Genomic DNA, 23,614 nt, shown 5'->3' with positions numbered 1-23,614 from the left:
CCGGCCTCAGCCGCTCCGCGAGGCACCGAACCGCGCCAGCCGGTCCGCGGTCGCACTTCCCGGCGCGGGGGTGAAGAGCACCAGGCGGTGATCGCCCTCCGGGGCGAGCAGCACCTGGCAGAACAGGTCGAACGGGCCGAGCCGCGGGTGGAGGACGCGGACCCGGTCGCGTCTGCGGACGGCGACCTCGTGCAGCTCCCACAGCTCGGCGAACTCGGCGCTGGCGCCGCGCAGCCGGGAGATCAGCCGCGCCGACTCCGCGTCGCCGAAGCGGCGTGCGGCGGCGGCGCGCAGATCTGCCACATGAAGATGGCTGTAGTAGCTGTGCTCCTCCCTCGGGTACGGGAGGCGGGCGGACGGTTCGGTGAACCAGCGCCACACGACGTTGCGGCCGTGCTCGGTGACCGTGCACACCTCACCCAGGAGCTCCCGCGCCATGGGGTTCTGGACAAGTACGTCACCGAGGTCGCTCAGGACCACCGCCGGGGTGCCCGCGAGCTGGTCGAGCAGATGCAGCAGACCGGGGCTGACCTCGCCGTCCGGCGAGTGCGCGGCGGGCGGGCGGTGTCCGGCGAGCAGGAACAGGTGGTCGCGCTCGTCGTCGTTCAGCCGCAGGGCGCGGGCCAGCGCGGCGAGCAGCTGCGGCGAGGGCTGCGGCCCCCGTGCCTGTTCCAGGCGGACGTAGTAGTCGGCGGACATCCCGGCGAGCTGCGCGACCTCCTCGCGCCGCAGCCCCGGGGTGCGCCGGCGCGGCCCCGAGGGCAGTCCGGCGTCCCGCGGAGTGACCCGGTCACGGCAGCGGCGCAGGAAATCGGCGAGCTGGCGGCGGTCGGTCGTCATGATGATCATCATGGGGGAACCCGGCCACCGGAACCAGGGACCGTCGGTACCAGGCTCCACTGGGCCCGCGCTCGACCGCGCGGCACGGCATATCCGTGATGCCGAGGCCGCGTCACCGGGGCCGACCCGTTGCTCGCCGGTCTGCGCGGCACCGGCTGCCGGGGGGTACCGGAAGGGCTTCCGCGGGGTGCGGGAACTCGTACTCCAGCGGGCCGGGGTGCCCCTTCGGACCCACCGGACCCCGGGAGCGCCCCGCTCGGCCGTCCGGCCCGAACCGGCCGCCGGTGACCGGGCGATGGGCGGCCCCCCGTAGGCTGCGATCATCATGAGTCTTCTTGCCATCAGCGATCTGCACGTCGGCCATGCGCGCAACCGCGCGGTCCTGGACGCGTTGCGCCCGGTCTCCTCCGAGGACTGGCTCGTCGTCGCCGGGGACGTGGGGGAGAAGGCGGACGAGGTGCTCGGGGCGATGGAGCTCCTCGCGGGACGCTTTTCCACGGTCGTCTGGGCGCCCGGCAACCACGAGCTGTGGACCCCGCCCGCCGACCCGGTGGAGCTGCGCGGCGAGGCCCGCTACACATACCTGGTGCAGCGATTGCGGGACTTGGGGGTGGCGACCCCCGAGGACCCCTACCTCCAGTGGCCGGGCCCGGACGGACCGGTGGTCGTCGCGCCGCTCTTCGTGCTGTACGACTACACGTTCCGTCCCGAGGGCACGCACACGAAGGAGGAGGCGCTGGCCTTCGCCCACACGACCGGGGTGGTGTGCGTGGACGAGTACCTGCTGCACCCCGACCCGTATCCCAGCCGCGACGCGTGGTGCCGGGCCCGGCTCGCGTACACCCGCTCGCGTCTGGACGCCGTCGACCCGGCGCTGCCGACCGTGCTGGTGAACCACTTCCCGCTGGTGCGCGAACCCACCCGGATCCTGCGCCATCCGGAGTTCGCGCAGTGGTGCGGCACCGAGGCCACCGCCGACTGGCATGTGCGCTACCGCGCCGCCGCCGTCGTCTACGGGCATCTGCACATCCCGCGCGCCATCGAGGTCGACGGGGTGCCGCATCTGGAGGTGTCGCTCGGCTATCCCCGGGAGTGGGGCAGCCGGTCGGCGCCGCCGCAGGGGCTGTGCCGGGTGCTGCCGGGGCCGTCCTCGGTGAAGCGATGGTGAGCCGCGCGCTGCTGCACGGACTGCTGCCGGAGCGGGTGGTCGTGGCGGAGCTCTTCGCGGACCCGCCGTCGGCCGGGCTGTTCCCGCAGGAGGCCGAGCTGGTGGCGAAGGCGGTCGACAAGCGCAAGCGGGAGTTCGCGACCGTGCGGCTGTGCGCGCGGAACGCGCTCGCCCGGCTCGGCCACCCGCCCGGCCCGATCCTGCCCCGGATGGAGGGCCCGGCCTGGGCACAGCGCGCCCCGCGGTGGCCCGAGGGCGTGGTGGGCAGCATGACGCACTGCGACGGCTACCGCGCCGCCGCCGTCGCCCCCGCCTCGGCCGTCGCCTCGGTCGGGGTGGACGCCGAGCCCAACGCGCCGGTCCCCGACGGTGTACGGGAGATGGTGACCCGGCCCGAGGAGCGCCTCGTCCTGGACCGGCTCGCCGTCTCGCACCCGGCGGTGGCATGGGACCGTCTGCTGTTCAGCGCCAAGGAGAGCGTCTTCAAGGCATGGTTCCCGCTGACCGGCCGCTGGCTGGACTTCGAGGACTGCGTGATCACCCCCGACCCCGAACGCGGCACGTTCACCGGCGCGTTGCGGGTGCCCGGCCCGGTGGTGGACGGGGTGCGCCACGACGTGTTCCGTGGCTGGTGGCGTACGGCCGAGGGGGAGGGCGGCGAGCTGGTGGCCACGGGGGTGGTGGTGGCGCGGGCGGGCGAAGGGGAGTGAGCACGGGGGCGTGAACGGCCCCGCGCCCGCGTACCCCCCGCGCCCGCCCCTCAGTGTGCCGTCGCCGCCGCGATGTGGTCGTGGACCTCCTGCGCCACGACGGCCAGATGGGCGTCCAGGAAGAAGTGACCTCCGCCGAGGACCCGCATCCGGAAGGGCCCCGAGGTGTGCCGCTCCCACCGGGCCACGTCGTCGGGGTCGACCACCGGGTCGGCGTCGCCGCACAGGGCCACCACCGGACAGGTCAGCGGCCGGCCCGGCTCGGGGCGGTGCGTCTCCAGGGCGCGGTAGTCGGCGCGCAGCGCGGGCAGCACCATCCGCACCAAAGACTCCTCGGCGAGGAGTCGGGAATCCGTGCCGGACAGCTGCCCGAGGTGGCGTACCAGCTCGTCGTCGCCCGCGAGGTGCAGCCGGCGGGTCACGGGTACGCAGGGAGCGGCCCGGCCCGAGGCGAACAGGCCGAGCGGGCGCACCCCCTTCTCCTCCAGCCGCAGCGCGACCTCGTGGGCGACGGAGGCACCCATGCTGTGGCCGAAGAGCGTGAGCGGCCGGTCGGTCCACGGCATCAGTTCCTCGGTGACGCGGTCGACGAGGGTGCCCATGTCCTCGATCGGGCGCTCGGCCAACCGGTCCTGGCGTCCGGGGTACTGCATCGCCAGCACGTCGACCTCCGGCGCCAGGGCCCCGGCGGCGGCGAAGAAGGAGGTGGCCGAGCCGCCCGCGTGCGGGAAGAAGACGAGCCGGGTCGGGGCCTGCGGCGCCGGATGGAACCGCTTGATCCAGGGGCTCCCCGTCATCGCCCCGCCCCCACCCGGTGCTGGTGCACCCGCAGCTGCGCGGTGGCCAGGTCGAGCAGCGGCGTGGGCACCGCCAGCGCGCGGGCGCGCGCGGTCAGGTCACCGAAGATGTGCTCCACCTCGGTCGGGAAACCGGACATGACGTCGCGGTACATGGAGGAGGCGAAGGTGGAACCGGCCTGCGTGACCAGGGACGTGGTGAGCTCCCGTTCGCTGTCGGGAACGGGGAACCCCGCCGCGGCCGCCACCGCCGCCCCCTCGGCCAGGACGGCCGGACCGAGCCCGGCGCCGCCCGGGACGGCCACGACGTCACCGACCTCGCCGCGCATCAGACAGGTCACGGTGGACAGGGTGGTGATGAAGACCCACTTGTGCCACATCGCGGCGAGGATGTCGGGCGACACGCTCGCGTCGACGCCCGCCCCGGCCAGTACGGCGCGGATCTCCTCGGTACGGGCCGAGGCGCCGCCGTCCTGCTCGCCGAGGACGAGGACCGCCGGCGGCGCGAGGCGGACGATGTCGCCCTCCTCGCTCAACGTGGTGATGACCTTGGCCACCCCGCCGAGCACGGCCTCCTTGCCGAAGCGGCCGTTGAGCACGTCGAGATGGCGTATGCCGTTGAGCAGCGGCACGATCGCGGTCCCCGGGCCGACCGCGGGGGCGAGGTCCTCGACGGCCCGCTCCAGGGCGGTGGACTTCACCGACAGCAGGACCAGGTCGTAGGGCGCGGTGAGCTCGTCGGCGGTGACCAGGCGCGGGGTGAGCACCTCGTCCTCGCCCGAACCGGTCAGCCGCAGACCCCGCTCGCGCAGGACGGCGGCGCGCCCCGGCCGCACCAGGAACGTGACGTCGCGTCCCGCGCGGGCGAGCAGGGCGCCGAAGTAGCCGCCGGTGGCTCCGGCGCCGACGACGAGGATCTTCATATGCGTACACCTTTTGTCGTGGACTTCGTGGACTTCGTGGACATGGGGACATCGTGGTGCGAGGGGATGGTGGGAGGGGCTGGTTTCAGCCGCGCAGGGGCTGGAGCAGCCGGTGGGGGCGGCTCAGGGCCACCGTCACCGGGTCGTCGCCCTCGTCCGCCGGGGCCAGTCCGGGGCCGGGCGTGACGAGGATGTCCGCCACCTCCACCGCCAGGTCGCAGCGGGTGCACCGACCGTCGGCCGCGATCGGCGCGTCGTCGGCGGCGTGCCGGTAGACCCGGCGCGGGCCGCCCCGCGCGTAGTGCTCGTCGCCCCAGGAGGTGAGCGCCCGCACCACCGGCCACAGCGCCACCCCCTTCGGCGTGAGCTCGTACACCTCGCGGCGCCCGGAGGGCACCCTCGTGAGGACGCCCTCCTCGGTGAGGGTGGTGAGCCGGTCGGTGAGGACGGCGCGGGGGACGGCGAGGTGCGCCGCGAACTCGCCGAAGCGGCGCACCCCGTAGAAGGCGTCCCGCACGATCAGCAGCGTCCAGCGCTCCCCGACGACCTCCAGGGAGCGTGCGAGGGAGCAGGACTGGCCGGTGTAGTCGCGCGGCAGGGTCATCGGCCGACCCTAGCCCAGAATGGTTCGGTGAGTGAACCAAATCCTTGAAGCTCCTCCCGGCGGTGATTACCTTGGTGTTGACCCCCGTGCGCGGCGCGTGTTCGACCTGGTGCACGATCTGGGGGTACGTGGGGAGCTACGCGCCGAATGTCGTGACTGCCGGGCGTTGCAGCGTTGAGGGGTTGATCGACCAGTGTTCCGACTTGCCGACGACCGTCGTGACGGGGTGGGGGGCGGCGACGCCGTCCGGGGAGCCGGAGCGGTGGACGCGCCGCCCGCGACGAGCGGCGGGGGCCCTCGTCGCTGGGCCGAACCGCCCGCGCGGTTCGCGCGGTTCGTCGTGCGCACCCTGCGCGGCGAGTTCCAGGGCATTGTGGTCGATCCCGTGCGACAACTGGTCCGCCGCGGTCTGCGCGGCCTCTTCCTGGGCGTGCTCGCCTGTGTGGCGGTGACCGTCTTCCACGCCATTCATCTGACCGGGGCGGGTGCGGTGGTGGTCCGGCTGACCGGTGAGGTCAAGGCCGATCTGCCCCTGTGGCTGGCGCTGCTGCGCACCCCCGTCTCGCTCTTCGTCCCGGCTCTCGACCTGCCCGTCTGGGCGGGCCTCACCCAGCTCTTCCTCGGCTTCGCCCTCGCGGAGCTGGCCCTCGGCCGGGCCCGGACCCTGGTGATCGCGTACGTGACCACGCTGGCCGGGACGCTCAGCGCGCGCGTCATGATCGCGCTCGGCCCCGGTGCCTGGGGCGGCCTGGGCCTGCCGCGCGAGATCGGGCAGGTGCTGGACACCGGGCCCTCGGCGGCCGTGGTCGGCCTGTTCACCTATCTCTCGGTGGTCCGCCGGGCTCCGGTGGTGTTCGCCCTGACCGGTGGCTCGATGCTCTTCGAGGCGATGGTGAGGCCCAATCTCGCCGGCCGTGAACATCTGATCGCGGTGGGCATGGCCGTCGTGCTGGGACTGCTGCACGGCCGCGTCGATCTGGGGCCCGCCGCCCTGCGGCGCGGATGGTGGCGGTGGCGCAGCCGGCGGGCGCTGGCGGCTGCCGAGGCCACGGCCTGAGCGTGTCCACATAGAACGCCCATAAGTTCTGTAGATATCGGATAACGGCAAAACTTCGCATAAAGGACGGATAAGAGCACACTGGAACCGCGACCGGATGTCGCATCGGGGCCAGGACTTGCGGACACCAGAAGGAGGCGAGTCGCATGGCCGACGTCTCTCACCACCGATCAGGTGACCTTTCCGGGCACCCCGACGTACCGGAGATGCGGGACAGGTACGCGGCGGTGCTGCGGACCAGGGGGGTCGCGGCGGTCGAGGAGCTGGTGATCCTCGCCGGAATCTACGCGGCCATCTCCGGCTGGACCGTGCACTTCTCCGGCTCGCTGCCGACGCTCGCCCTGACCAACCTGATCGTCGGCATCGCCCTCGCGGTCGTGGGCCTGTGCATGTCCATCGTCCCGGAGCGGTCGCAGGACCTGAACCTCGTGGTCCTGCTGATGGGCGCCTGGCTGATCGCCGCTCCCTGGGTGGTGGCCCGCCACCCCGGCACCGGCGCGGTCCTGAGCAACGTCGTCACCGGTGGCGCGGTGTGCCTGTTCGCGCTGGTCGCGGGCGGCATGCTGATGAGCAAGAACAAGAGGGCCACCTGATCCACGGCGGCTGCCCGCACAGCCGCCCTTCCCGGGGCCCCCGCCCGTGCCAGCCGCGGCCGGGGGCCCGCCCGTGTCCGGCGGGACCGGCTTGCCCCATCGGCTGATGATCCGAATACGCCGGGGGCCCGGGCCGGGCGTCAACTCCCCTGCCGGGCACAGCCTCTGGAGCCCCAGGGGTGTTGTGCGCGATATCCGCGCGCTGCCCCTATCGTGGACGCATGTCCACCCCCGAGCTGATCCGGATCGTCTCGCGAGACTCGCCCATGGCACTCGCACAAGTGGAACGCGTACGCGCCGAACTCGCGGCCCTGCACCCGCGGGTGGCCACCGAGGTCGTCCCGGTCAGGACGACCGGTGACACGTGGATGGGCGACCTCTCGCTGGTCGAGGGGAAGGGCGCGTTCACCAAGGAGGTGGACGCCGCGCTGCTCGCGGGGGAGGCCGATCTCGCCGTGCACTGCGTCAAGGACGTGCCCGCCGACCGTCCGCTGCCCGCGGGGACCGTCTTCGCCGCCTTCCTCAAGCGCGACGACATCCGCGACGCCCTGATCCACCCCGGCGGCCTCACCCTCGACGAGCTGCCCGACGGCACCCGTATCGGCACCTCCTCCGTCCGCCGCGTCGCCCAGCTCGCCGCCTCCCATCCGCACCTGCGCTGCGTCCCCATGCGCGGCAACGCCAACCGCCGCCTGGAGAAGCTCGCCGCGGGTGACGCGGACGCCCTGCTGCTCGCCGCCTCGGGCCTGGAGCGCATCGGCCGCACCGACGCGATCACCGAGGTGCTCTCCCCGGAGGTGATGTGCCCCCCGATCGGCGCCGGCATCCTCGCCCTCCAGTGCCGCGAGGGCGACCGCGACCTGATCGACCTGGTGAGCGACCTCGGCGACCCCGACGCCCACCGCGAGGCGACGGCGGAGCGGATGTTCCTGCACGTCCTGCAGGGCCACTGCAACAGCCCGATCGCCGGATACGCGCGAGCCGCCCGCAACGGCGATCTCTCGCTGCGCGCCTGTGTGTTCACCCCCGACGGCAAGACCGTCCTCAACGCCCACGAGTGGGCGGGCCCGCTCGACCCCGCCACCCTCGGCACCTCCGTCGCGGTCACCCTGCTGCGCCAGGGCGCCCGCGAGCTGATCGACTCGATCGGCCACTGAGCGTGCCGGGGCGCCGGACGCCCGGCCTGCGCCCGCGGTGCCTACGCCTTTGGGCGGAGGAGAAGCGCGACCTGGGACCGATCCGGCGAAGACCGGGCCGCCGCTAGCGTGGCCCTCGCTCGCCGGCTTCGTCGTCGATGCCCAGTTGATCGGCGAAGCCGGCGAGAGCATAGGTTCAGTGGGACAGGAAAGCGACTGGACCGGAGGACGCCCGCAGATGCTCAGCCGTACCGATGAGGTCGAATCACTGATGGCCCGGTTCCCGGGAGTGCCCCGGGAAGCCGTGATCAAGGAAGATCTGCTGCGCGGGGGGATGGCCTTCGACGACTCCGCGCTGAGCGACAACGAGTCCGGGGAGGTCAAGCCGAAGTCGTACTTCATCTTCTCCTTCGACCACCGCACCCTGCCGGAGCTCGGCGCGGCCGCGCTGCGCCGCCCGCCGGAGGAGATCGTGCTGACCGGCGGCCCGTACGGCCTGCGCCGCACCGTGGTGTCGGTGCGCGTCAACCCGGCGTCCCCGTACCGGGTCGCGGCCGACGACCACGGCATGCTCGGCCTGTACCTGGACGGCAGGCGGATCTCCGACGTGGGGCTGCCCCCGATGCCGGAGTACTACAAGCACAAGCTGTCCAACGGCAAGTCCGTGATGGAGGTGGCCCCGACGATCCAGTGGGGCTATCTGATCTATCTGACCGTGTTCCGGGTCTGCCAGTACTTCGGCGCCAAGCAGGAGTGCCAGTACTGCGACATCAACCACAACTGGCGCCAGCACAAGGCCGCCGGACGCCCCTACACGGGCGTGAAGCCGGTCGAGGAGATCCTGGAGGCGCTGGAGATCATCGACCGGTACGACACCGCCAAGGCGTCCACCGCGTACACCCTCACCGGCGGTGCGATCACCTCGCACGTCGGCGGACGCGACGAGGCCGACTTCTACGGGATGTACGCCAAGGCCATCGAGGAGCGCTTCCCCGGCCGCTGGACCGGCAAGGTCGTCGCCCAGGCGCTGCCCAAGGAGGACGTGCAACGCTTCCACGACTACGGCGTACGGATCTACCACCCCAACTACGAGGTGTGGGACCGGCGTTTGTTCGAGCTGTACTGCCCGGGCAAGGAGGAGTACGTCGGCCGCGACGAGTGGCACCGGCGGATCCTGGACTCGGCGGAGATCTTCGGCCCGCGCCAGGTGATCCCGAACTTCGTCGCGGGTGTGGAGATGGCCGAGCCCTTCGGCTTCACCACGGTAGACGAGGCGATCGCCTCCACGACCGAGGGCCTGCGCTACTTCATGTCGCGCGGGATCACCCCGCGCTTCACGACCTGGTGCCCCGAACCGACGACCCCGCTCGGCAGGGCGAACCCGCAGGGCGCGCCGCTCGAGTACCACATCCGCCTGCTGGAGGCGTACCGGGCGACGATGGACGAGTACGGCCTGACCTCCCCGCCCGGTTACGGGCCCGCGGGGCCGGGGAACGCGGTGTTCTCGGTGAGTTCCTTCATGGACAGCCTGCCGGTCTAGGGGCGCGCCCGGATCCGAGGCGCCGGATCCGGGAAGCACGCCCCAGTCAAGAGGCACTCCAGCCATGGTTTATGATTCATCTATATGCGGGCCGCGCTGAGGCGCCGGTTCACCCGCTCCCTGTACGAGCCCCGGCGGGTCTCCCCCGTCCTGCCGGGGCTCTTTTGCTGCCCTGGCCTGGGGTGCAGCCGTGCCGCCCGGGCGCTTGTGTTGCGTGTTCACCCGGATGGGGTCACGCTGATTGCGTTCGCTCTGTATCTGAGTGACTACTTTCCGCTTTCTCGGGGCTGTCATGTCAAAGCGGCAGCAGCCGGTCTCCGCCGGCCGTCCTGATGAGGAGCGCAGTCGTGGGCGTGGTCGTGGAAGTCAACCGTCAGTACACCCTGGACCTGGAGGCGGCCCCCGAGCGGGTGCCGCAGATCCGCCGGATCGTCGCCGCACACCTTCGGTACTGGAAGCTCGAGTGCCTGATCCAGCCGGTCAGCCTCGGTGTGTGCGAGCTGCTCACCAACGTGTTCCGGCACGCCGAGGGTGACAAGAACTGCACGCTCGAACTGCGCTGGACCGGCCGCCGGCTCACCGCGGCCGTGCTCGACCGCGACCCGCGCCTGCCCGTCCTCGGCGGCGACGAGCCGCTCGCGGCCCGTGGCCGGGGTCTGGCCATGGTCGCCTCGCTCAGCGACAGCTGGGGCACCCACGCCACGGACGGCGGCAAGGTCGTCTGGTTCACGCTGCGGGCCGAGGCGCCCGACGCGCAGGCCCTGGTCCGGATGAACCCGCTGCCCGTGCTGGCCGCGGCGCAGCGCCCGCCCGCCATGCCGGTGCGCCGCCCGGTGGGCGTCCCGCTGGAGCGGGAGCCGCATCTGTGCGGATAGTCCGGCGGCGGTACGGCCCCGGCGCCCTGTTTCACGGCACTTCGCGCAGGAACAGGGCGCCGCAGGTGTGACAGAACGGCCGCGCCTGCTCGGTTCCCCAGGCGTCGGACGGCAGTTGCGGCCGGCTCATGTCGAGTGCGCGCCCGCACATGGACACGTCCTGGCCGGCGCGGACCATGTGCCACTCCTTGAGCGTGCCCTCGGGCTCGGTCATCTCGGCGACGATGCGGTGTTCCATCGTGTGCTGCTCCTTCGTGGGGCCCGGGGGTGCCGGGTGGGGAGCGCGGCACCGCCCTCACTCTGACTGGCGTCCCGGCTCCCCGCACGTCCGGCGGCGCCACTCGGGCGCGTCCGGGGATCCCGGCGGTGGCCCGCGAATGAACTCCCGTCGAAACCTTACTATTCAAGATTCAATGTTCTCGTTGCTTTAGAAACCCAAGCAGAGGCAGCTTTGCGCCTTCTTCTCCGCGAGCACCCATCAGCCCGTCCGATCGTTCGGGTGGCCCTGGCCTGCGACTTTGCGCGATCGGGGCGTGGCGGAGTGTGACCGGATCCGTATACAACGCGCTGCGGCACCCCGGGACCTGGGCAAGACTCGCCCTCGTTCATCCGTCCCTGAATGACAGGAGTGTTCGATATGCGTAAGACGCTTGGGCGTACGACTCTGGTGGCCGCGCTGGCTCTGGCCGGCGCAGCGGTCGCCGTACCGGGTGCGGCCGGCGCCGATCAGCATGACACCCGGGGTGTCGCGATGAGCCTCTACGCTCCCTCCGCGCTCGTCCTGACCGTGGCGCCCGGCACCGGGGACGACGGTGCCTCCGTGCTGCGCGCGGTCACCCTCACCTGCGCGCCCGCCCCCTCCGGCACGCACCCGGACGCCAAGGGGGCCTGCCAGGAGCTCCGCCTGAACCGCGGCGACTTCGCCGCGATCACGGCGGGCCCGCCGGCCGGAGTGGTGTGCACCAAGGAGTGGAAGCCGGTGACGGTCACGGCCGACGGCGTGTGGGAGGGCCAGCGCGTGTCGTACAAGTACACGTTCGCCAACCCCTGCCTCAAGCAGGCGGGCCAGGGCATCGTGTTCGAGTTCTGACCGAGCGGCCGCACACAGCGCGTCCGTACGAACGGCGGGGCACCCCCGGAGGGGGTGCCCCGCCCGCGTGCCACCCGGTCCGCACCCGCGCGCGGAGTGCGCCGGGCGGGGTGGCGGCGGACAATGGGGACGGTCGGAGGTGGCGATGGACCCGGTGACGGCGTTGCGGCGCATCGCGTTCCTGCTGGAGCGCACCCAGGCCCCCACGTACCGCGTCAAGGCGTTCCGTACGGCCGCCGACGTGATCGCGGACATGGCGGACGGCGAGGTCGAGAAGCGGGCGGGCGCCGGGTCGCTGGAGTCCGTGCGGGGGATCGGTCCGAAGACCGCCCAAGTGGTGCTGGAGGCCCTGGCGGGTGAGGAGCCCCGGTATCTGCGGCGGCTGGAGGAGGAAGGCGCCTCGGCGCCCCTGGCCGAGGGCGGTGAGCGGCTGCGGGCGGCCCTGCGCGGCGACTGCCACCTCCACTCCGACTGGTCCGACGGCGGCAGCCCCATCGAGGAGATGGGGTGGGCGGCCGCGGAGATCGGCCACGAGTGGGCGGTCCTCACCGACCACTCGCCCCGGCTGACCGTCGCCAACGGCCTCTCCCCGGAACGGCTGCGCAGGCAGCTGGAGGCCGTGGCGGAGGCGAACGAGCGGTGGGCGCCGTTCCGCCTGCTCACCGGCATCGAGTGCGACATCCTGGACGACGGCTCGCTCGACCAGGAGGAGGAGCTCCTGGAGCAGCTGGACGTCGTGGTGGTGTCGGTCCACTCCAAGCTGCGCATGGACGCCGCCGCGATGACCCGCCGGATGGTCGCCGCGGTCCGCAACCCGCACGCCGACGTCCTGGGGCACTGCACCGGCCGGCTGGTCACCGGCGGCCGGGGCAGGCGGCCCGAGTCCGAGTTCGACGCCGACGAGGTCTTCGCCGCGTGCGCCGAGTCGGGCACGGCGGTCGAGATCAACAGCCGCCCCGAGCGCCTGGACCCGCCGCGCAGACTGCTGCGGCGGGCGGTGGACGCGGGCGTGCTGTTCTCCATCGACACCGACGCGCACGCCCCCGGCCAGCTCGACTGGCAGGTCTTCGGCTGTGCCCGCGCGGAGGAGTGCCAGGTCCCGGCCGAGCGGGTCGTCACGGCGTGGACGCGCGAGGAACTGCTGGCGTGGACGCGGGAGGGCCGGACACCGGCGCGCGGTTGACGCGCGGGCGGCACCGGCTCGCCGTGGCCCGGCGGCGTCGTCTTCCCGGGTGAGGCTGCCGGGTGGCCGTGTCCATCGGTGGCGTCGGCCGGTTGTCAGGGCGTGATCTCAACACGACGTATCGCCACAGTCCTCGCCCTCGCCGCCGGCGTCTCGGGCATCGGCGCTTCCGCGGCGAGCGCCGCGGGCCCGCTCGGAGCCCAGCGCGCCGGTGTCTCCCCGATCGCCGTGCTCGACGGGCTCGTGAACAGCTCCGTCCCGGCGGAGGAGCGCGCCCGGATCCCCCACGTGGGGCCCCAGCTCGCCCAGTTGAACAAGCTGAACGACCTCAAGCAGCTCCACCAGGTCACCGACCCGGTCGCGCCGGTCATGGGCCTGTTGCCGGGCCTGGGATAAGGAGCACGGCGTACGGACAGCGGACCACGGCCGGACACGTGTTCGCCGACCGGGCCGAAAGCCGGCTGTCCGAGGGCCGCACATGCCGGTAGGAATCGCTCAGCGCACCTGACGGGGTGCCCCCGCACGCACACGGGGGCGCCCCGTTCCCGTCACCGCGCGCACCCCCGCGACACCCCGAACGCCCGCGAAGGCGTCCCACCACCGGGAGAGCCGTATGGCCGTCCACTGGAAACTCGTCGTCGACTGCGCCCGGCCCCAGAGCCTCGCCGTGTTCTGGGCCGAGGCCCTGGGCTACGAGGTGGAGGACCACACCGCGCTCATCGAGCGGCTGGCCGCGGCGGGCGCCGTCACCGACGAGCTGTACACGCGGACCGAGGACCGCACGGCCTGGCGCACCCTGGCCGCCGTACGCCATCCCGACGACCCGGTGGACGTGGCCTCCGGCATGGGCCTCGGCCGCCGGCTGCTCTTCCAGCGCGTCCCCGAGTCCAAGCAGGTCAAGAACCGCCTCCACCTCGACCTGCACTTCGGCCCCGAGCAGCGCGAGGCGGAGGTCGAGCGGCTGCGGGGCCTGGGGGCGACCGTGCTCCAGGTCGTCGTGGAGCCCGGCACGAACCATGTGGTGATGGCGGACCCGGAGGGGAACGAGTTCTGCGTGCAGTAGCCGCTCGCCGTCCTCGTCCCCCGGGGGGACTTACTCGTCCCAGGCCTGCACCACGGTCTGGTCGACGATCTTGCCGTCCTTGAGCGACATCATCGAGCTGGCCAGCACCCGTACGCCGTCGGGGTACTCGCAGGACTCCGTGTACGCGACGGTGTCGCCCTGGACCACGCACCGCTCCACCCTGTGCGTCATGTCCCGGCCGTAGACGTCGTCGAGCATCCGGGAGATCTCGCCCTGGCCGTGCATGACCATCGGGCGGCTCGGCTGGCTGTTGCGGTCGACGACGCGGATCTCCGCGTCGTCCGCGTACAGCGACAGCAGGGCCTTCGCGTCGTGGCCCTCGATGCCGCGGCGCAGTGTCTCCGTGTCGAAGGCGGTGCCCATGATGACCTCCTCCAGAAGGTCGCGGCCCGCGCCTGGTGGGCCGCGAGGGGCCTACGCTTCGAGCCTCCTCCGCCGGGGCGGCCGGGGCAAACCGTACGGCCGGAAACGGTGTCGTGCCGTGCGGAAACGGTGTCCGCGGGAGATCGTGGGCGCAGGGCAGCGCGAGCGGCGGAGGCGGTATGAAGAGCGAGGACGGCCCGGAACTGGTCCTGGTGACCGGCGCGACGGGCTACATCGGCGGCCGGCTGGTGCCCGAGCTCCTCGACGCCGGGTACCGGGTGCGATGTCTGGCCCGCACCCCGGGGAAGCTGCGCGACCACCCGTGGGCCGGGCGCGTGGAGACCGTACGGGGCGATGTCACGGACGCGGAGTCGGTCGGGGCGGCGCTGCGGGGCGTGGACGTGGCGTACTACCTGGTGCACTCGCTCGGCACCGGACGCGGCTTCGAGACCACCGACCGCTCGGCCGCCCGCATCTTCGCCGAGCAGGCCGCGGCCGCCGGGGTCCGGCGCGTGGTCTACCTCGGCGGCCTCATCCCCGCGGGCGTACCGCAGCGCGAGCTGTCGCCGCATCTGCGCTCACGTGCGGAGGTGGGCGACATCCTCCTCGGCTCGTCCGTGCCGACGGCCGTGCTGCGGGCCGCCGTCATCATCGGCTCCGGATCGGCGTCGTTCGAGATCCTGCGCCATCTGACGGAACGGCTTCCGGTGATGATCACCCCGAGCTGGCTGGGCAACCGCGTCCAGCCGATCGCCGTACGGGACGTGCTGCGCTACCTCGTGGGGAGCGCCCGGCTGCCCGCCGACGTCAACCGCACCTTCGACATCGGCGGCCCGGACGTCTTCAGCTACGAGCAGATGATGCGCCGGTACGCGGAGGTCGCCGGGCTGTCGCACCGGCTGATCCTGCGAGTGCCGATGCTGCCGCCGAGGCTCTCCAGTGAGTGGATCGGCCTGGTCACCCCGGTCCCCAGCGGCCTGGCGCGACCGCTCGCGGAGTCCCTGCGCCACGAGATGGTCTGCCACGGGCACGACATCGCGCGGTACGTGCCGGACCCGCCCGGCACGCCCATCGGCTTCGACGAGGCGATCGCGCTCGCCCTGGGGCGGATCAAGGAGGCCAACGTCATCACCCGCTGGTCCTCCGCCGCGCTCCCCGGGGCCCCCAGCGAGCCACTGCCCACCGACCCCCACTGGGCGGGCGGCAGCCTCTACACCGACTGCCGCGAGCGCGTGGTGGACGCTTCTCCGGAGGCGCTGTGGCGGGTCATCGAGGGCATCGGCGGGGAGAACGGCTGGTACTCCTTCCCGCTCGCCTGGGCCGTACGCGGCTGGCTGGACCGGCTGTCCGGCGGCGTGGGGCTGCGCCGGGGACGCCGTGACGCGGCACGGCTGCGGGTCGGGGACTCGCTGGACTTCTGGCGCGTGGAGGAGATCACCCGGCCGCATCTGCTGCGGCTGCGCGCCGAGATGCGGCTGCCGGGGCTCGCCTGGCTGGAGATGTACGCGGAACGCGAACCCGACGGCCGCACCCGCTACCGCCAGCGCGCCCTGTTCCATCCGCACGGGCTGCTCGGGCACGCGTACTGGTGGAGCGTGTCGCCCTTCCACGCCGTGGTCTTCGGAGGCATGGCGCGCAACATCACCCGGGCGGCGACGCGGGTGTCAGGGGGGCGGGAGGGCTGACGCTGCGACGGGGAGGGACGGGGGCGGCCCGGCGTCAGACGTTCCGCTCCTCGACGCCCGGGAGGTGGACGACGAGCAGGGTGAACGCGGCCAGGACGAAGTCGCGCGTCGCCGCCTCCAGCCCGTTCCAGCTCTTGGACTGCCACATCGCGAACCACTCGCCCCCGATCGCGATGAACCCCGCGCCGAAGAGCAGCAGCACCATCAGCAGCCCCACCGTGCTCAGCCGACGCGCCCGTACGAAGGCCCCGCCGCCGCGCAGCGCCCGCGCCCACACCGCGCCCGCCGCGACGAGCACCAGCGCGGCGACCGTCTCCCACACGATGATCAGGACGTACGCGACGTCCTGGAGGACGGTGGAATCGATGGCCCGCCAGGTGAGGTCGGGGTCCTTGAACGTGGTGTCCATGGCCAGGACGTGGTGGACGAAGGCGCGGTTGGTGCCGAAGTCGGTGATGTTCCCGAGCGCCACAAGTGCCATGTAGAGCGCGACGGTTGCGGTGAGCAGGGCCGCGGTCAGAGGCAGCACGGGGAGCGCGCCCGCCCGTCGGCGCAGCGGGGGCCTGGAGGAGGGCCTTGGGGTCATGCCCGACTCTCCCCGGCGGTGCCACGGGTGAAACCCGCGCCCCGGAATCGTCCACCCCGGTGGCGCGGTGTGCCGCCGGGCGCCGAGGGGCCCACGCAGGACGTGTGCCCCTCGGACCGCCGTCGGCGGACCGCTGACGGAGGGGGACCGTCAGAGCTGGCCGGACTCGGCGATGGTGATCTTCGCCTTGGTCTTGCCGCTCTGCGAGCCGAGGCTCTCGATCTTCCGCACGAGCTTCATGCCGTCCTCGTCCGCGACCTCGCCGAAGACGACGTGCTTGCCGTCCAGCCAGCCGGTGACGACGGTGGTGACGAAGAACTGCGAGCCGTTGCTGTTCGGGCCGGCGTTGGCCATGGACAGCAGACCCGGGCGGTCGTGCTTGAGGGTGAAGTTCTCGTCGGCGAACTTCTCGCCGTAGATGCTCTTGCCGCCGGTGCCGTCGCCGCGGGTGAAGTCGCCGCCCTGGAGCATGAAGTCCGGGATCACGCGGTGGAAGGAGGAACCGGCGTAGCCGAAGCCCTTCTCGCCCGTGGCGAGCGCGCGGAAGTTCTCCGCGGTCTTGGGGACCACGTCGTCGAACAGGTTGAAGGTGATCCGCCCGGCGGGCTCGTCGTTGATGGTGATGTCGAAGTAGACCTTGGTCGTCATGCCCCCATCCTGACATCCCGTCCGGCGAACCCGCGCTCCGGGCACCCTCACGAGGGTTCGTTCACCGCTACGGGCGGGACGACGGCCCAGGTCGGAGCGGGTGCCACGACCGGGTCGGCGGCCGGGTGCGGCCCTCCACACGACCCACGCGGGCCCTCGTCAGCCGTTCGTGTCAGCCGTTCGCGTCAGGCGTGCGTGTCAGCCGTCGGCGTTGGCCTCCAGGCAGGTGAGCTCCATCTCGTCGAGGCAGGCCTCGTGCGTCTTGCCGGTCAGGCGCGCGTTCGACTCGATGCCGACCGCCGCCCATCCGGCCATGCTCATGACCAGCATCCGCAGCCCGTCGGGGCCGTGCCTGGCCAGCACCCGGTCGGCCGCCCGCAGCGCCTCTTCGGGCACCCGCTCGGCGGGTTCCATCCCGACGACCGTACGCAGCAGGTCGATCGTGGTACGGGTGATCTCCGGCGCGATGGCCCGCAGCCGCCGCTCCTCGTCCTTGTCCACACGCCCCTCCTCGCCGGGTGCACAGCGGAACGGTAGGGCTATGCCCGGAGCGCCGGACCGCCAAGCCAACCCGCCGCGCCGGCAGCGGGATTGGGCCGGTTCCGCTACCGGCCGAGGCGCGCGCGGAAGTCGCGTACCTGGCCGTAGGCCTCCTCGTGGGCCGCCGGATCCAGGCGTCGCAGCCGCTCGTACGCCTCGACCGCCAGGGCGCAGGCCGCGAGCGCGTCCGGGTTGTCGGGGCGCGTCGCGTCGTACAGCCCGCCCGCGAGCCGCCGCAGCGCGTCCGCCGCCGTCGCCAGCCGGTCCACCGGCGTTCGCTCGTCCTCGACGGCGATCCGCAGCCAGGACAGACACCCGTCGAGGTCGTCGTGATCGTTCATTGCCACCTGCGCGACCCGCAGCACCGCTTCCAGGTGTCCGGCGAGGGCCGCGGCGGTCCACCATCGCTCGGCCCCGGCCCGGTCGCCCTTCTCGTCCAGCAGACAGGCCAGTTCGTACGCGCACAGCGCCTCGCCCGACTCGCCGGTCTCGCCGACGCGGTGCTGGAGACCACCCCCGGCGGGTCCCTCCGGGGCGGTGAGCCGCTCGGCGGCCTGCCTGCGGGGCCGGGCGCCATCAGTGGGCCGGACGCGCGTGGCGGCCTGCGGTGCGGAACGGACGGCCGCCGAGGTCCACCCGGACGCTTCCGGTCCGGCCCGCGCAGGACCAGTCCAGCCACAGCACCCAGGTGACGTCCCCGGCCTCGGTCCTGACCTCCAGGTCGAACACCTCCACCGCGTCCCGGCCCACCTGGTAGGGGAAGTCGCTGCCGCCAAGCGGGCGTACGCGCGGCGGATCCGCGTCGAGCAGCACCTCGAACCGCCGCAGCGGGATCTCGGCGGCGTGCCGGGAGAGGTCCCCGCGGCGGTCCGCCCGTGCGATCACCTCGACGCGCAGCTCCGTCAGCACCACCGGCAGTGCTCCGGCACCGGTCGCGACCAGTCGGAGCGTGTGCCCGCTCGCCGGGATCTCGACGACCCGGCCGCCCTCGTCCAGCGCCACGTAGTCCTGGTTCCTGATCCGGGCCGAGACGAGGACGGGGACCGCCGTGCCGGAGTCCTCGCGCGCCCTGCGCCGTGCCAGCCGGTCGCTGAACTGCCGGGGCAGGTCCTGGCTCAGATACGCGGCGGTGGCGGCCGCAGCCACCCCGCCCGACCACGACAGGACCCCGCCCGGGGCCCAGACCAGGACCGCGCCGACCGCCGCCGCCCCCGCGCCACCGGCCAGCCATACACGATCGCGCCCCCCACGTCTCGCCATCGCACTCCGTCCCCGACACCGCATACGGATTCGCCCGCACACCGTATCGGCGCGGCGATCGCCCTGTCTGACGGTCGGAACTTCCTCCCGCGCAAGGTGGAAAGAGGAGGGCCTCCGCCGTACGCGTCCCACCTCCCCGTTCCAGGACTCGGCATATGCGCAGGTCAGAGCCGTCGGAACATCCCGGCGTCCCCAACTCGCCGCCGGGGCTGGCGGCCGGGACGGGCCCGCCGGGAGTGTGGGACCGCGGGGCCGGCCGGTCCCGCCCTTCCCTGACGAAATGTGAGAAAGCCATGCCGAAGAAGACGATCCGCGCCGTCGTGGGCGCGGTCGTGGCCGCCGCCGCCCTGGTCGCGGCCGGTGCCGTCCCGGCCTCCGCCGTGCACGGGGGCGGGAACGCCACGGGGACGCCCTCGTTCGCGGTGGTCCTGGAGAGCCCCGACGGCTCGCAGTGGTGCGGCGGCACGCTGATCGCGCCGGACAAGGTCCTCACCGCGGGGCACTGCCTGGCGAACGCGGCGGACCCCGAGGCCCTGCTGGTGGTCGGCGGCCGGGCGGACCTGAACTCCACCGGCGGCCGGGTGCGCCACGTCGCGCGGTTCGCGGTTGCCCCCGACTTCAACTGGAACCTGGACCACGACGCGGCCCTCATCACGCTCGACAAGCCCCTTCCGTACAAGCCGCTGCCCCTGGCCGGAAAGAAGGACACCGCGCTGTACCGCGACGGCCGTACGGCCACCGTGTACGGGTGGGGCATGACCGGCCCGAACGTCCTCGGCACCCGGCTCAAGCAGGCCACGCTCCGGCTCGCCCCGCAGGCATCCTGCGCCCCCTACACCGAACCCGCCGACACCCGCGACCTCCGCGTCTGCGGCCTGCCGCGCACCGGCACCACCGACAGCATCTGCCCGGGCGACTCGGGCGGTCCGCTGGTCGCGGACGGCAAGCTGATCGGCATCGTCTCGACCGGCAACAAGTACTGCGACACCCAGCACCCGGTCTCGGTGTTCACCAAGGTGAGCACGGTGGCGCCGGAGCTCGGCCTGTAGCGGCTCCGGGCGGTGGCCCCCCGTCAGAAGGCGGCGATCGTGCGGGGGGCCCGCTCCTCGCGGCTGAGCGCGCGCAGCACCGCCGTCGGGCCGTGCCGGCGCACGGCCAGACGCGCGAGCAGATCGACGACGCCCTCCACGGCGCTCGGCGCACAGGGCGGCGTGGGGATGCCCGCGCTCACCGCCAGGTCGTCGCCGTGCACCGCGATCTCCATCGACCGGGTGGTCAGGAAGTCGTCGAGGAGCAGCGACCACGGGCCCCAGAGCGGAATGCGGACCGGCCGGTTCTCCACCGAGGCCAGCGTGTCCGTCAGTTCGTCGACGGCCGCGGCCACCCGGTCCGCCAGCGCCTTCGCCCCGTCGACGGCCGCGCTCTCGCCGCCGCGCCGGATCCGTACGCTGATCTCGTCGTCGGGCTCCGCCCCGATCCACTCCACCCGCTCGTAGTGCCCGAGCAGCGAGACCGTGGGTTCGGCCGGTACGGGTTCGGCCAGCGCGGGCGGGATCGAGAGGACCTGGTAGGCGAGATGGCCCGCCAGTCCTGCCACGGTGAACTCGGCGAGGGCGCTCGGCCCGGACCACGCGGCGGCGACGGCCGGCTCGCGCAGCAGGTCCGGGACCGAGCCCGCCAGGGCCAGGAAGTCGTGCCGGGGAGAGGTCATCCCCGTACGATCCCGCCCGCCGCCCTCACCACGCAAGCGGCAGCGTCTCCGGGCCGCGGTTGATCGAACCGCGGCGCCAGCGCACCTCCGCGGGCGGGACCGCGAGCCGCAGACCGGGGGCCAGGCGCAGCAGCGTGGACAGGATCACTTCCAGCTGCATCCGGGTCAGCGCCGCCCCCAGGCAGTAGTGCGCACCGTGCCCGAAGGCCAGGTTGGGGGACTCGTCCCGGGTCAGCTCCAGGCGGTCCGGGTCGGTGTAGACCTCGGGGTCGCGGTCGGCGGCGAGGTACGAGACGTAGACGGCCTCCCCGGCGCGGATGAGCACATCGCCCACCGGCACGTCCTCGGTGGCGATCCGGGGCAGCCCCACACCGTTGCGCTGCGGGATGAACCGCAGCAGCTCCTCGATGGCCGTGGGCAGCAGCTCCGGCTCGGCCCGCAGCCGTGCCAGCTGCCCGGGGTGGGTGAGCAGGGTGTACACCATCGTGGAGCACTGGTTGCGGACCTGGTCGAGGGCGTTGAGGACGATCATCACGGCCAGTGAGATCAGCTCCGGGCGGCTGAGCGCGCCCTCGGCCTGTGCTTGGGACAGCTCGCTGAACAGGTCGTCGCCCGGGTGGGCGAGGCGGTGGTCCGCTAGCGTCCTGAAGTACTGGGCGATCTCGGCCTTGACCGCGTTGCTCTCCTCGAGGGAGTGGTCGCTGGAGAGGATGACGCCCCGCCAGGTCTGGAGGCGGCCGAGGTCGGCCTCCGGCACCCCGAGCAGCTTCCCGATCACCTGCTCCGGCATCGGCCCGGTCACGTACTCGGTGAGGTCGGCGGGCGCCCCCCGCCCCAGCATCTCGCCCACCAGCCGCTCCGCGATCGCCTCCGCCTCCACCTTGAGGACCGCGACGCGCTTGCGGTTGAAGGTCTGGGCGAGTAGTCGCCGCAGCCGGGTGTGGTCGGGCGGATCGGTACGCCCGATGCCACCGGCGGGGGCCACGACGTGCGGGGTCATGCCGGTCACCGGCCGGTCCACGGTCAGCGCCCGGCTGAACCGCGGGTCCGAGGTGACCTCCTTGACGTCCTGGTAGCGGGTCACCAGCCAGGCGTTGCCCTCCCCGAACCGCATCCGCACCAGGGCGACGGGCTCCTCGCGCAGCAGCCGGTGCAGCAGCGGGTCGAACTCCAGCTCGTGAAGGTGCTCCACCGGCCAGAAGTGCTCGGTGGCCTCCTCGGAGGTGCGCCGGCTCAGCTCGCCGGTGGTGACCTCGCCGGTGGTGATGTCCTCGCTCATGACGTCACCCCCGCGTCCGCCGCCGGGGCCTGGACGGCGGACGCGTGCCGCAGCGGGGTCAGCTGCTCGATGTCGTAGCGCACACGCAGCTCCTGTACGGCCGCCGGGTCGATCCCGCCGCCGCTGTCGAGAAGTTCGAGCAGCTCTTCGAAGTAGCGCTCGTGGTCCGGGGGAGGGGCCGCCTGGAAGAGCATCCTGGCGGGGCGGCCGGTGGGGTTGGCGAAGGCGTGCGGGCAGCCCGGCGGCACCAGGATCATCGTCCCGGCCGTGGCCCGGATGTGGCGCTGCCCGGACGGCGACTCCCACTCACGCCAGTCGTCGAGGGTGCGCACCTTCGGTTCGAAGGCCATCACGTCCAGCTCGCCCTCCAGCAGGTAGAACAGCTCCTCGCTGCGGCTGTGGGCGTGCGCGCCGACGTCGAAGCCGGGCGGCACCACCACCTCGAAGGTGGAGGCGACCGTCGAGTGCGCCCCGGTGACCTTGAAGGTGACCTGCTGGGCGGCGGTCCTGACGGTCCGGCCGCCGCCGGGCGGGATCACCAGGCCCTCGGTGGGGCGGGTGTACGGGCCGGCGTCGTCCACGGTCTGCTCCTCTCGGTACGGTCCGCCGGTCACCACTGCACCGGCAGTTCCCGGGGCCCGCGGATCAGCGCCCCGCGCTCCCACACCAGTTCCCGCTCCGGCACCGCGAGCCGCAGGCCGGGGAAGCGGTCCCAGAGCGAGCGCAGCAGGATCTCGGACTCCATCCGGGCCAGGGTGGCGCCGGGGCAGTAGTGGGGGCCGTGTCCGAAGGCGACGTGCGGGTTGTGCGTCCGGTCGAAGTCGAGCTGCTCCGGGTCGGCGAACACCCGCGGGTCACGGTTGGCGGTGAGGTACGAGACGTAGACGGGGTCGCCCTCGGGGATCGTCACCCCGCCCACCTCGACGTCCTCCAGGGCGATGCGCGAGAGGCCGACCGCGTTACGGTGCGGGATGTAGCGCAGCAACTCCTCCACGGCCTGCGGCAGGAGCTCGGGCTCGGCGCGCAGCCGGGCCAGGTGTCCGGGCCGGGTGAGCAGGGCGTACACCATGTTGGCGCTGTTGTTGCGGACCGCGTGGGCGCCGCCGATCTGAATCAGCACGGCGAGGCCGACCGCCTCGTCCTGGTCGAGCACCTCGTTCTCCAGGGCGCTCGCCAGCACACCGGCCAGATCCTCCTCGGGCTCGGCCCCGCGCCGCTCGATGAGATCGCGGAAGTACGCGCCCATCTCCGCCTTGGCCCGCTCGCTGGCCTCGCGGCCGCGGGCGGCGGAGATGATGGTGTCCGACCAGTGCGCCATCTTCGACTGGTCCTCCTCCGGTACGCCCATCAGCGCGCACACCATGGCGAGGGGGAAGGGCCGGTTGAGGTGGGCCATCAGGTCGAGGGGGCCGCCCCGGTCGGCCATCCGGTCCAGGAGCCGGTCGACGACCTGCTGGGCGTGGTCGCGCAGGCGGCGCATCGAGCGGGCGGTGAAGGCACTGGCCACCACGCGCCGCATACGGGTGTGGTCCGGCGGGTCCGCGAACCCGACGGCCCCGTCCATCGGGATGAAGTGCGGGGCGAGCCGGGTCACCTGGCGCCCCATCACGGCCTGGCGGCTGAAGCGGGGGTCCACCGAGACGAACCGCACGTCCTCGTAGCGGGTCGCCAGCCACGCGTGGCCCTCGCCGTTGGGCAGCCGCACCCGGGCCACCGGCTCCTCGTGCAGCAGCCGTGCGAGCAGCGGATCGAAGGCGAGGCCGGGCAGGTCCGGCGGCGCCCAGAAGTGGATCTGCGGTTCGGCCATGGCGTTCTTCTCCTGTCTCGGTGGTGCGGGGTCGGACCGCAGGCTCCGCAGCGGCGGCCTCCGCCACGGCGGATTCGTTCTCGATCGGGCGTAGCGGGCGTGCGGGCCGGGGAGGGTCGGGATGAACGGTGCGCA

General features: G+C 72.8%; 28 protein-coding genes. 13 read left to right on the top strand and 15 right to left on the bottom strand.

Annotated features, from left to right (window positions below; all coding sequences use genetic code 11):
- Nucleotides 1-6 precede the first annotated feature (6 nt).
- The gene (locus tag ACZ4MU_RS29380) at nt 7-840 is read right to left on the bottom strand and encodes a helix-turn-helix transcriptional regulator (protein WP_467882277.1); all 834 of its coding nucleotides are present in this window, start codon (nt 838-840) and stop codon (nt 7-9) included.
- Between the two features lie 325 nt (nt 841-1,165).
- Here ACZ4MU_RS29380 and ACZ4MU_RS29375 point away from each other — a divergent pair, with 325 nt between their 5' ends.
- Both ACZ4MU_RS29375 and ACZ4MU_RS29370 read left to right on the top strand, forming a co-directional pair.
- Entirely contained in the window at nt 1,166-2,008 is an 843-nt protein-coding gene (locus tag ACZ4MU_RS29375) for a metallophosphoesterase family protein (RefSeq protein ID WP_467882275.1), read from the top strand.
- 8 nt (nt 2,009-2,016) lie between these two features.
- A complete protein-coding gene (locus ACZ4MU_RS29370; RefSeq protein ID WP_467882350.1) occupies nt 2,017-2,718 on the top strand; it encodes a 4'-phosphopantetheinyl transferase family protein in 702 nt (233 codons plus the stop codon).
- A 50-nt stretch (nt 2,719-2,768) separates the two neighbouring features.
- On the opposite strand, the gene ACZ4MU_RS29365 is transcribed toward ACZ4MU_RS29370, so the two are convergent.
- The 3 genes from ACZ4MU_RS29365 to ACZ4MU_RS29355 all read right to left on the bottom strand — a co-directional run bounded on the left by ACZ4MU_RS29365 (nt 2,769) and on the right by ACZ4MU_RS29355 (nt 5,042).
- The gene (locus ACZ4MU_RS29365; protein WP_467882273.1) at nt 2,769-3,515 is read right to left on the bottom strand and encodes a thioesterase II family protein; all 747 of its coding nucleotides are present in this window, start codon (nt 3,513-3,515) and stop codon (nt 2,769-2,771) included.
- Nucleotides 3,512-4,438: a ketopantoate reductase family protein gene (locus ACZ4MU_RS29360; protein ID WP_467882271.1), complete on the bottom strand. Its 927-nt coding sequence runs from the start codon at nt 4,436-4,438 to the stop codon at nt 3,512-3,514. Before ACZ4MU_RS29360 ends, ACZ4MU_RS29365 begins: the two co-directional genes overlap by 4 nt.
- Nucleotides 4,439-4,523: 85 nt before the next feature.
- Nucleotides 4,524-5,042, bottom strand: coding sequence for a winged helix-turn-helix transcriptional regulator (locus ACZ4MU_RS29355; RefSeq protein WP_467882269.1), 519 nt, complete (start codon nt 5,040-5,042; stop codon nt 4,524-4,526).
- 193 nt (nt 5,043-5,235) lie between these two features.
- On the opposite strand from ACZ4MU_RS29355, the gene ACZ4MU_RS29350 reads away from it, so the two are divergent.
- The 5 genes from ACZ4MU_RS29350 to ACZ4MU_RS29330 all read left to right on the top strand — a co-directional run bounded on the left by ACZ4MU_RS29350 (nt 5,236) and on the right by ACZ4MU_RS29330 (nt 10,243).
- Nucleotides 5,236-6,099 (top strand): hypothetical protein, encoded by an 864-nt coding sequence (locus ACZ4MU_RS29350; RefSeq protein ID WP_467882267.1) that lies wholly within the window; start codon nt 5,236-5,238, stop codon nt 6,097-6,099.
- 146 nt (nt 6,100-6,245) lie between these two features.
- On the top strand, nt 6,246-6,692 hold the full coding sequence (locus ACZ4MU_RS29345; RefSeq protein ID WP_467882266.1) for an SPW repeat protein: 447 nt from the start codon (nt 6,246-6,248) through the stop codon (nt 6,690-6,692).
- Between the two features lie 221 nt (nt 6,693-6,913).
- Nucleotides 6,914-7,849, top strand: coding sequence for a hydroxymethylbilane synthase (gene hemC, locus ACZ4MU_RS29340; RefSeq protein WP_467882264.1), 936 nt, complete (start codon nt 6,914-6,916; stop codon nt 7,847-7,849).
- 217 nt (nt 7,850-8,066) lie between these two features.
- Complete coding sequence (locus ACZ4MU_RS29335; RefSeq protein ID WP_467882262.1) at nt 8,067-9,368, top strand: radical SAM protein; 1,302 nt, start codon at nt 8,067-8,069, stop codon at nt 9,366-9,368.
- A gap of 347 nt (nt 9,369-9,715) precedes the next feature.
- The gene (locus tag ACZ4MU_RS29330; protein ID WP_467882260.1) at nt 9,716-10,243 is read left to right on the top strand and encodes an ATP-binding protein; all 528 of its coding nucleotides are present in this window, start codon (nt 9,716-9,718) and stop codon (nt 10,241-10,243) included.
- Nucleotides 10,244-10,274: 31 nt separating this feature from the next.
- Here the strand turns inward: ACZ4MU_RS29330 and ACZ4MU_RS29325 are convergent, their stop codons facing one another.
- Nucleotides 10,275-10,481, bottom strand: coding sequence for a hypothetical protein (locus ACZ4MU_RS29325; protein WP_467882258.1), 207 nt, complete (start codon nt 10,479-10,481; stop codon nt 10,275-10,277).
- 399 nt (nt 10,482-10,880) lie between these two features.
- Between ACZ4MU_RS29325 and ACZ4MU_RS29320 the strand changes: the two genes are divergently transcribed.
- The 4 genes from ACZ4MU_RS29320 (at nt 10,881) to ACZ4MU_RS29305 (ending at nt 13,579) form a co-directional block, all read left to right on the top strand.
- Nucleotides 10,881-11,333, top strand: coding sequence for a subtilase-type protease inhibitor (locus ACZ4MU_RS29320; protein ID WP_467882256.1), 453 nt, complete (start codon nt 10,881-10,883; stop codon nt 11,331-11,333).
- A gap of 145 nt (nt 11,334-11,478) precedes the next feature.
- Nucleotides 11,479-12,516 (top strand): PHP domain-containing protein, encoded by a 1,038-nt coding sequence (locus ACZ4MU_RS29315; RefSeq protein WP_467882254.1) that lies wholly within the window; start codon nt 11,479-11,481, stop codon nt 12,514-12,516.
- Between the two features lie 102 nt (nt 12,517-12,618).
- The gene (locus tag ACZ4MU_RS29310) at nt 12,619-12,912 is read left to right on the top strand and encodes a hypothetical protein (protein WP_467882252.1); all 294 of its coding nucleotides are present in this window, start codon (nt 12,619-12,621) and stop codon (nt 12,910-12,912) included.
- A gap of 217 nt (nt 12,913-13,129) precedes the next feature.
- Nucleotides 13,130-13,579 (top strand): VOC family protein, encoded by a 450-nt coding sequence (locus ACZ4MU_RS29305; RefSeq protein ID WP_467882251.1) that lies wholly within the window; start codon nt 13,130-13,132, stop codon nt 13,577-13,579.
- Nucleotides 13,580-13,609: 30 nt separating this feature from the next.
- Here ACZ4MU_RS29305 and ACZ4MU_RS29300 read toward each other — a convergent pair whose 3' ends face one another.
- Nucleotides 13,610-13,963 carry a nuclear transport factor 2 family protein gene (locus tag ACZ4MU_RS29300; RefSeq protein WP_467882249.1) on the bottom strand — a complete coding sequence of 118 codons (354 nt, stop codon included), beginning with the start codon at nt 13,961-13,963 and terminating at the stop codon, nt 13,610-13,612.
- Between the two features lie 179 nt (nt 13,964-14,142).
- On the opposite strand from ACZ4MU_RS29300, the gene ACZ4MU_RS29295 reads away from it, so the two are divergent.
- Nucleotides 14,143-15,648: an SDR family oxidoreductase gene (locus ACZ4MU_RS29295; protein ID WP_467882248.1), complete on the top strand. Its 1,506-nt coding sequence runs from the start codon at nt 14,143-14,145 to the stop codon at nt 15,646-15,648.
- A 34-nt stretch (nt 15,649-15,682) separates the two neighbouring features.
- Here the strand turns inward: ACZ4MU_RS29295 and ACZ4MU_RS29290 are convergent, their stop codons facing one another.
- The 5 genes from ACZ4MU_RS29290 to ACZ4MU_RS29270 form a co-directional block, all read right to left on the bottom strand.
- Entirely contained in the window at nt 15,683-16,234 is a 552-nt protein-coding gene (locus ACZ4MU_RS29290) for a DUF2165 domain-containing protein (protein ID WP_467882246.1), read from the bottom strand.
- 150 nt (nt 16,235-16,384) lie between these two features.
- Complete coding sequence (locus tag ACZ4MU_RS29285; RefSeq protein ID WP_467882244.1) at nt 16,385-16,882, bottom strand: peptidylprolyl isomerase; 498 nt, start codon at nt 16,880-16,882, stop codon at nt 16,385-16,387.
- A 198-nt stretch (nt 16,883-17,080) separates the two neighbouring features.
- The gene (locus tag ACZ4MU_RS29280; protein ID WP_467882243.1) at nt 17,081-17,383 is read right to left on the bottom strand and encodes a hypothetical protein; all 303 of its coding nucleotides are present in this window, start codon (nt 17,381-17,383) and stop codon (nt 17,081-17,083) included.
- A 104-nt stretch (nt 17,384-17,487) separates the two neighbouring features.
- Nucleotides 17,488-17,763: a hypothetical protein gene (locus ACZ4MU_RS29275; RefSeq protein ID WP_467882242.1), complete on the bottom strand. Its 276-nt coding sequence runs from the start codon at nt 17,761-17,763 to the stop codon at nt 17,488-17,490.
- A 235-nt stretch (nt 17,764-17,998) separates the two neighbouring features.
- On the bottom strand, nt 17,999-18,682 hold the full coding sequence (locus ACZ4MU_RS29270; RefSeq protein WP_467882240.1) for a hypothetical protein: 684 nt from the start codon (nt 18,680-18,682) through the stop codon (nt 17,999-18,001).
- Nucleotides 18,683-18,975: 293 nt separating this feature from the next.
- Between ACZ4MU_RS29270 and ACZ4MU_RS29265 the strand changes: the two genes are divergently transcribed.
- Complete coding sequence (locus tag ACZ4MU_RS29265) at nt 18,976-19,731, top strand: S1 family peptidase (RefSeq protein WP_467882239.1); 756 nt, start codon at nt 18,976-18,978, stop codon at nt 19,729-19,731.
- Nucleotides 19,732-19,754: 23 nt separating this feature from the next.
- Here the strand turns inward: ACZ4MU_RS29265 and ACZ4MU_RS29260 are convergent, their stop codons facing one another.
- From ACZ4MU_RS29260 to ACZ4MU_RS29245, 4 genes are read right to left on the bottom strand one after another with little or no spacing between them, the layout of a single operon-like run.
- Entirely contained in the window at nt 19,755-20,393 is a 639-nt protein-coding gene (locus tag ACZ4MU_RS29260) for a maleylpyruvate isomerase N-terminal domain-containing protein (protein WP_467882237.1), read from the bottom strand.
- A gap of 25 nt (nt 20,394-20,418) precedes the next feature.
- A complete protein-coding gene (locus ACZ4MU_RS29255; protein ID WP_467882235.1) occupies nt 20,419-21,672 on the bottom strand; it encodes a cytochrome P450 in 1,254 nt (417 codons plus the stop codon).
- Entirely contained in the window at nt 21,669-22,253 is a 585-nt protein-coding gene (locus tag ACZ4MU_RS29250; protein ID WP_467882233.1) for a cupin domain-containing protein, read from the bottom strand. The genes ACZ4MU_RS29255 and ACZ4MU_RS29250 overlap by 4 nt, the downstream gene beginning before the upstream one ends.
- A 29-nt stretch (nt 22,254-22,282) precedes the next feature.
- Nucleotides 22,283-23,479: a cytochrome P450 gene (locus ACZ4MU_RS29245; RefSeq protein ID WP_467882231.1), complete on the bottom strand. Its 1,197-nt coding sequence runs from the start codon at nt 23,477-23,479 to the stop codon at nt 22,283-22,285.
- Nucleotides 23,480-23,614 lie beyond the last annotated feature (135 nt).

This window comes from Streptomyces sp. NPDC026377 (assembly GCF_055567715.1).
The sequence above is the reverse complement of the archived record's forward strand: the minus strand, read 5'-3'. Positions and strand labels throughout refer to the sequence as shown.

Coding starts and splice junctions, on each gene's coding strand:
- ACZ4MU_RS29380 (WP_467882277.1), bottom strand. CDS start 840: ATGACGACCGACCGCCGCCAGCTCGCCGATTTCCTGCGCCGCTGCCGT.
- ACZ4MU_RS29375 (WP_467882275.1), top strand. CDS start 1,166: ATGAGTCTTCTTGCCATCAGCGATCTGCACGTCGGCCATGCGCGCAAC.
- ACZ4MU_RS29365 (WP_467882273.1), bottom strand. CDS start 3,515: ATGACGGGGAGCCCCTGGATCAAGCGGTTCCATCCGGCGCCGCAGGCC.
- ACZ4MU_RS29360 (WP_467882271.1), bottom strand. CDS start 4,438: ATGAAGATCCTCGTCGTCGGCGCCGGAGCCACCGGCGGCTACTTCGGC.
- ACZ4MU_RS29355 (WP_467882269.1), bottom strand. CDS start 5,042: ATGACCCTGCCGCGCGACTACACCGGCCAGTCCTGCTCCCTCGCACGC.
- ACZ4MU_RS29345 (WP_467882266.1), top strand. CDS start 6,246: ATGGCCGACGTCTCTCACCACCGATCAGGTGACCTTTCCGGGCACCCC.
- hemC (WP_467882264.1), top strand. CDS start 6,914: ATGTCCACCCCCGAGCTGATCCGGATCGTCTCGCGAGACTCGCCCATG.
- ACZ4MU_RS29335 (WP_467882262.1), top strand. CDS start 8,067: ATGCTCAGCCGTACCGATGAGGTCGAATCACTGATGGCCCGGTTCCCG.
- ACZ4MU_RS29325 (WP_467882258.1), bottom strand. CDS start 10,481: ATGGAACACCGCATCGTCGCCGAGATGACCGAGCCCGAGGGCACGCTC.
- ACZ4MU_RS29320 (WP_467882256.1), top strand. CDS start 10,881: ATGCGTAAGACGCTTGGGCGTACGACTCTGGTGGCCGCGCTGGCTCTG.
- ACZ4MU_RS29315 (WP_467882254.1), top strand. CDS start 11,479: ATGGACCCGGTGACGGCGTTGCGGCGCATCGCGTTCCTGCTGGAGCGC.
- ACZ4MU_RS29305 (WP_467882251.1), top strand. CDS start 13,130: ATGGCCGTCCACTGGAAACTCGTCGTCGACTGCGCCCGGCCCCAGAGC.
- ACZ4MU_RS29300 (WP_467882249.1), bottom strand. CDS start 13,963: ATGGGCACCGCCTTCGACACGGAGACACTGCGCCGCGGCATCGAGGGC.
- ACZ4MU_RS29295 (WP_467882248.1), top strand. CDS start 14,143: ATGAAGAGCGAGGACGGCCCGGAACTGGTCCTGGTGACCGGCGCGACG.
- ACZ4MU_RS29290 (WP_467882246.1), bottom strand. CDS start 16,234: ATGACCCCAAGGCCCTCCTCCAGGCCCCCGCTGCGCCGACGGGCGGGC.
- ACZ4MU_RS29285 (WP_467882244.1), bottom strand. CDS start 16,882: ATGACGACCAAGGTCTACTTCGACATCACCATCAACGACGAGCCCGCC.
- ACZ4MU_RS29275 (WP_467882242.1), bottom strand. CDS start 17,763: ATGAACGATCACGACGACCTCGACGGGTGTCTGTCCTGGCTGCGGATC.
- ACZ4MU_RS29270 (WP_467882240.1), bottom strand. CDS start 18,682: ATGGCGAGACGTGGGGGGCGCGATCGTGTATGGCTGGCCGGTGGCGCG.
- ACZ4MU_RS29265 (WP_467882239.1), top strand. CDS start 18,976: ATGCCGAAGAAGACGATCCGCGCCGTCGTGGGCGCGGTCGTGGCCGCC.
- ACZ4MU_RS29260 (WP_467882237.1), bottom strand. CDS start 20,393: ATGACCTCTCCCCGGCACGACTTCCTGGCCCTGGCGGGCTCGGTCCCG.
- ACZ4MU_RS29255 (WP_467882235.1), bottom strand. CDS start 21,672: ATGAGCGAGGACATCACCACCGGCGAGGTCACCACCGGCGAGCTGAGC.
- ACZ4MU_RS29245 (WP_467882231.1), bottom strand. CDS start 23,479: ATGGCCGAACCGCAGATCCACTTCTGGGCGCCGCCGGACCTGCCCGGC.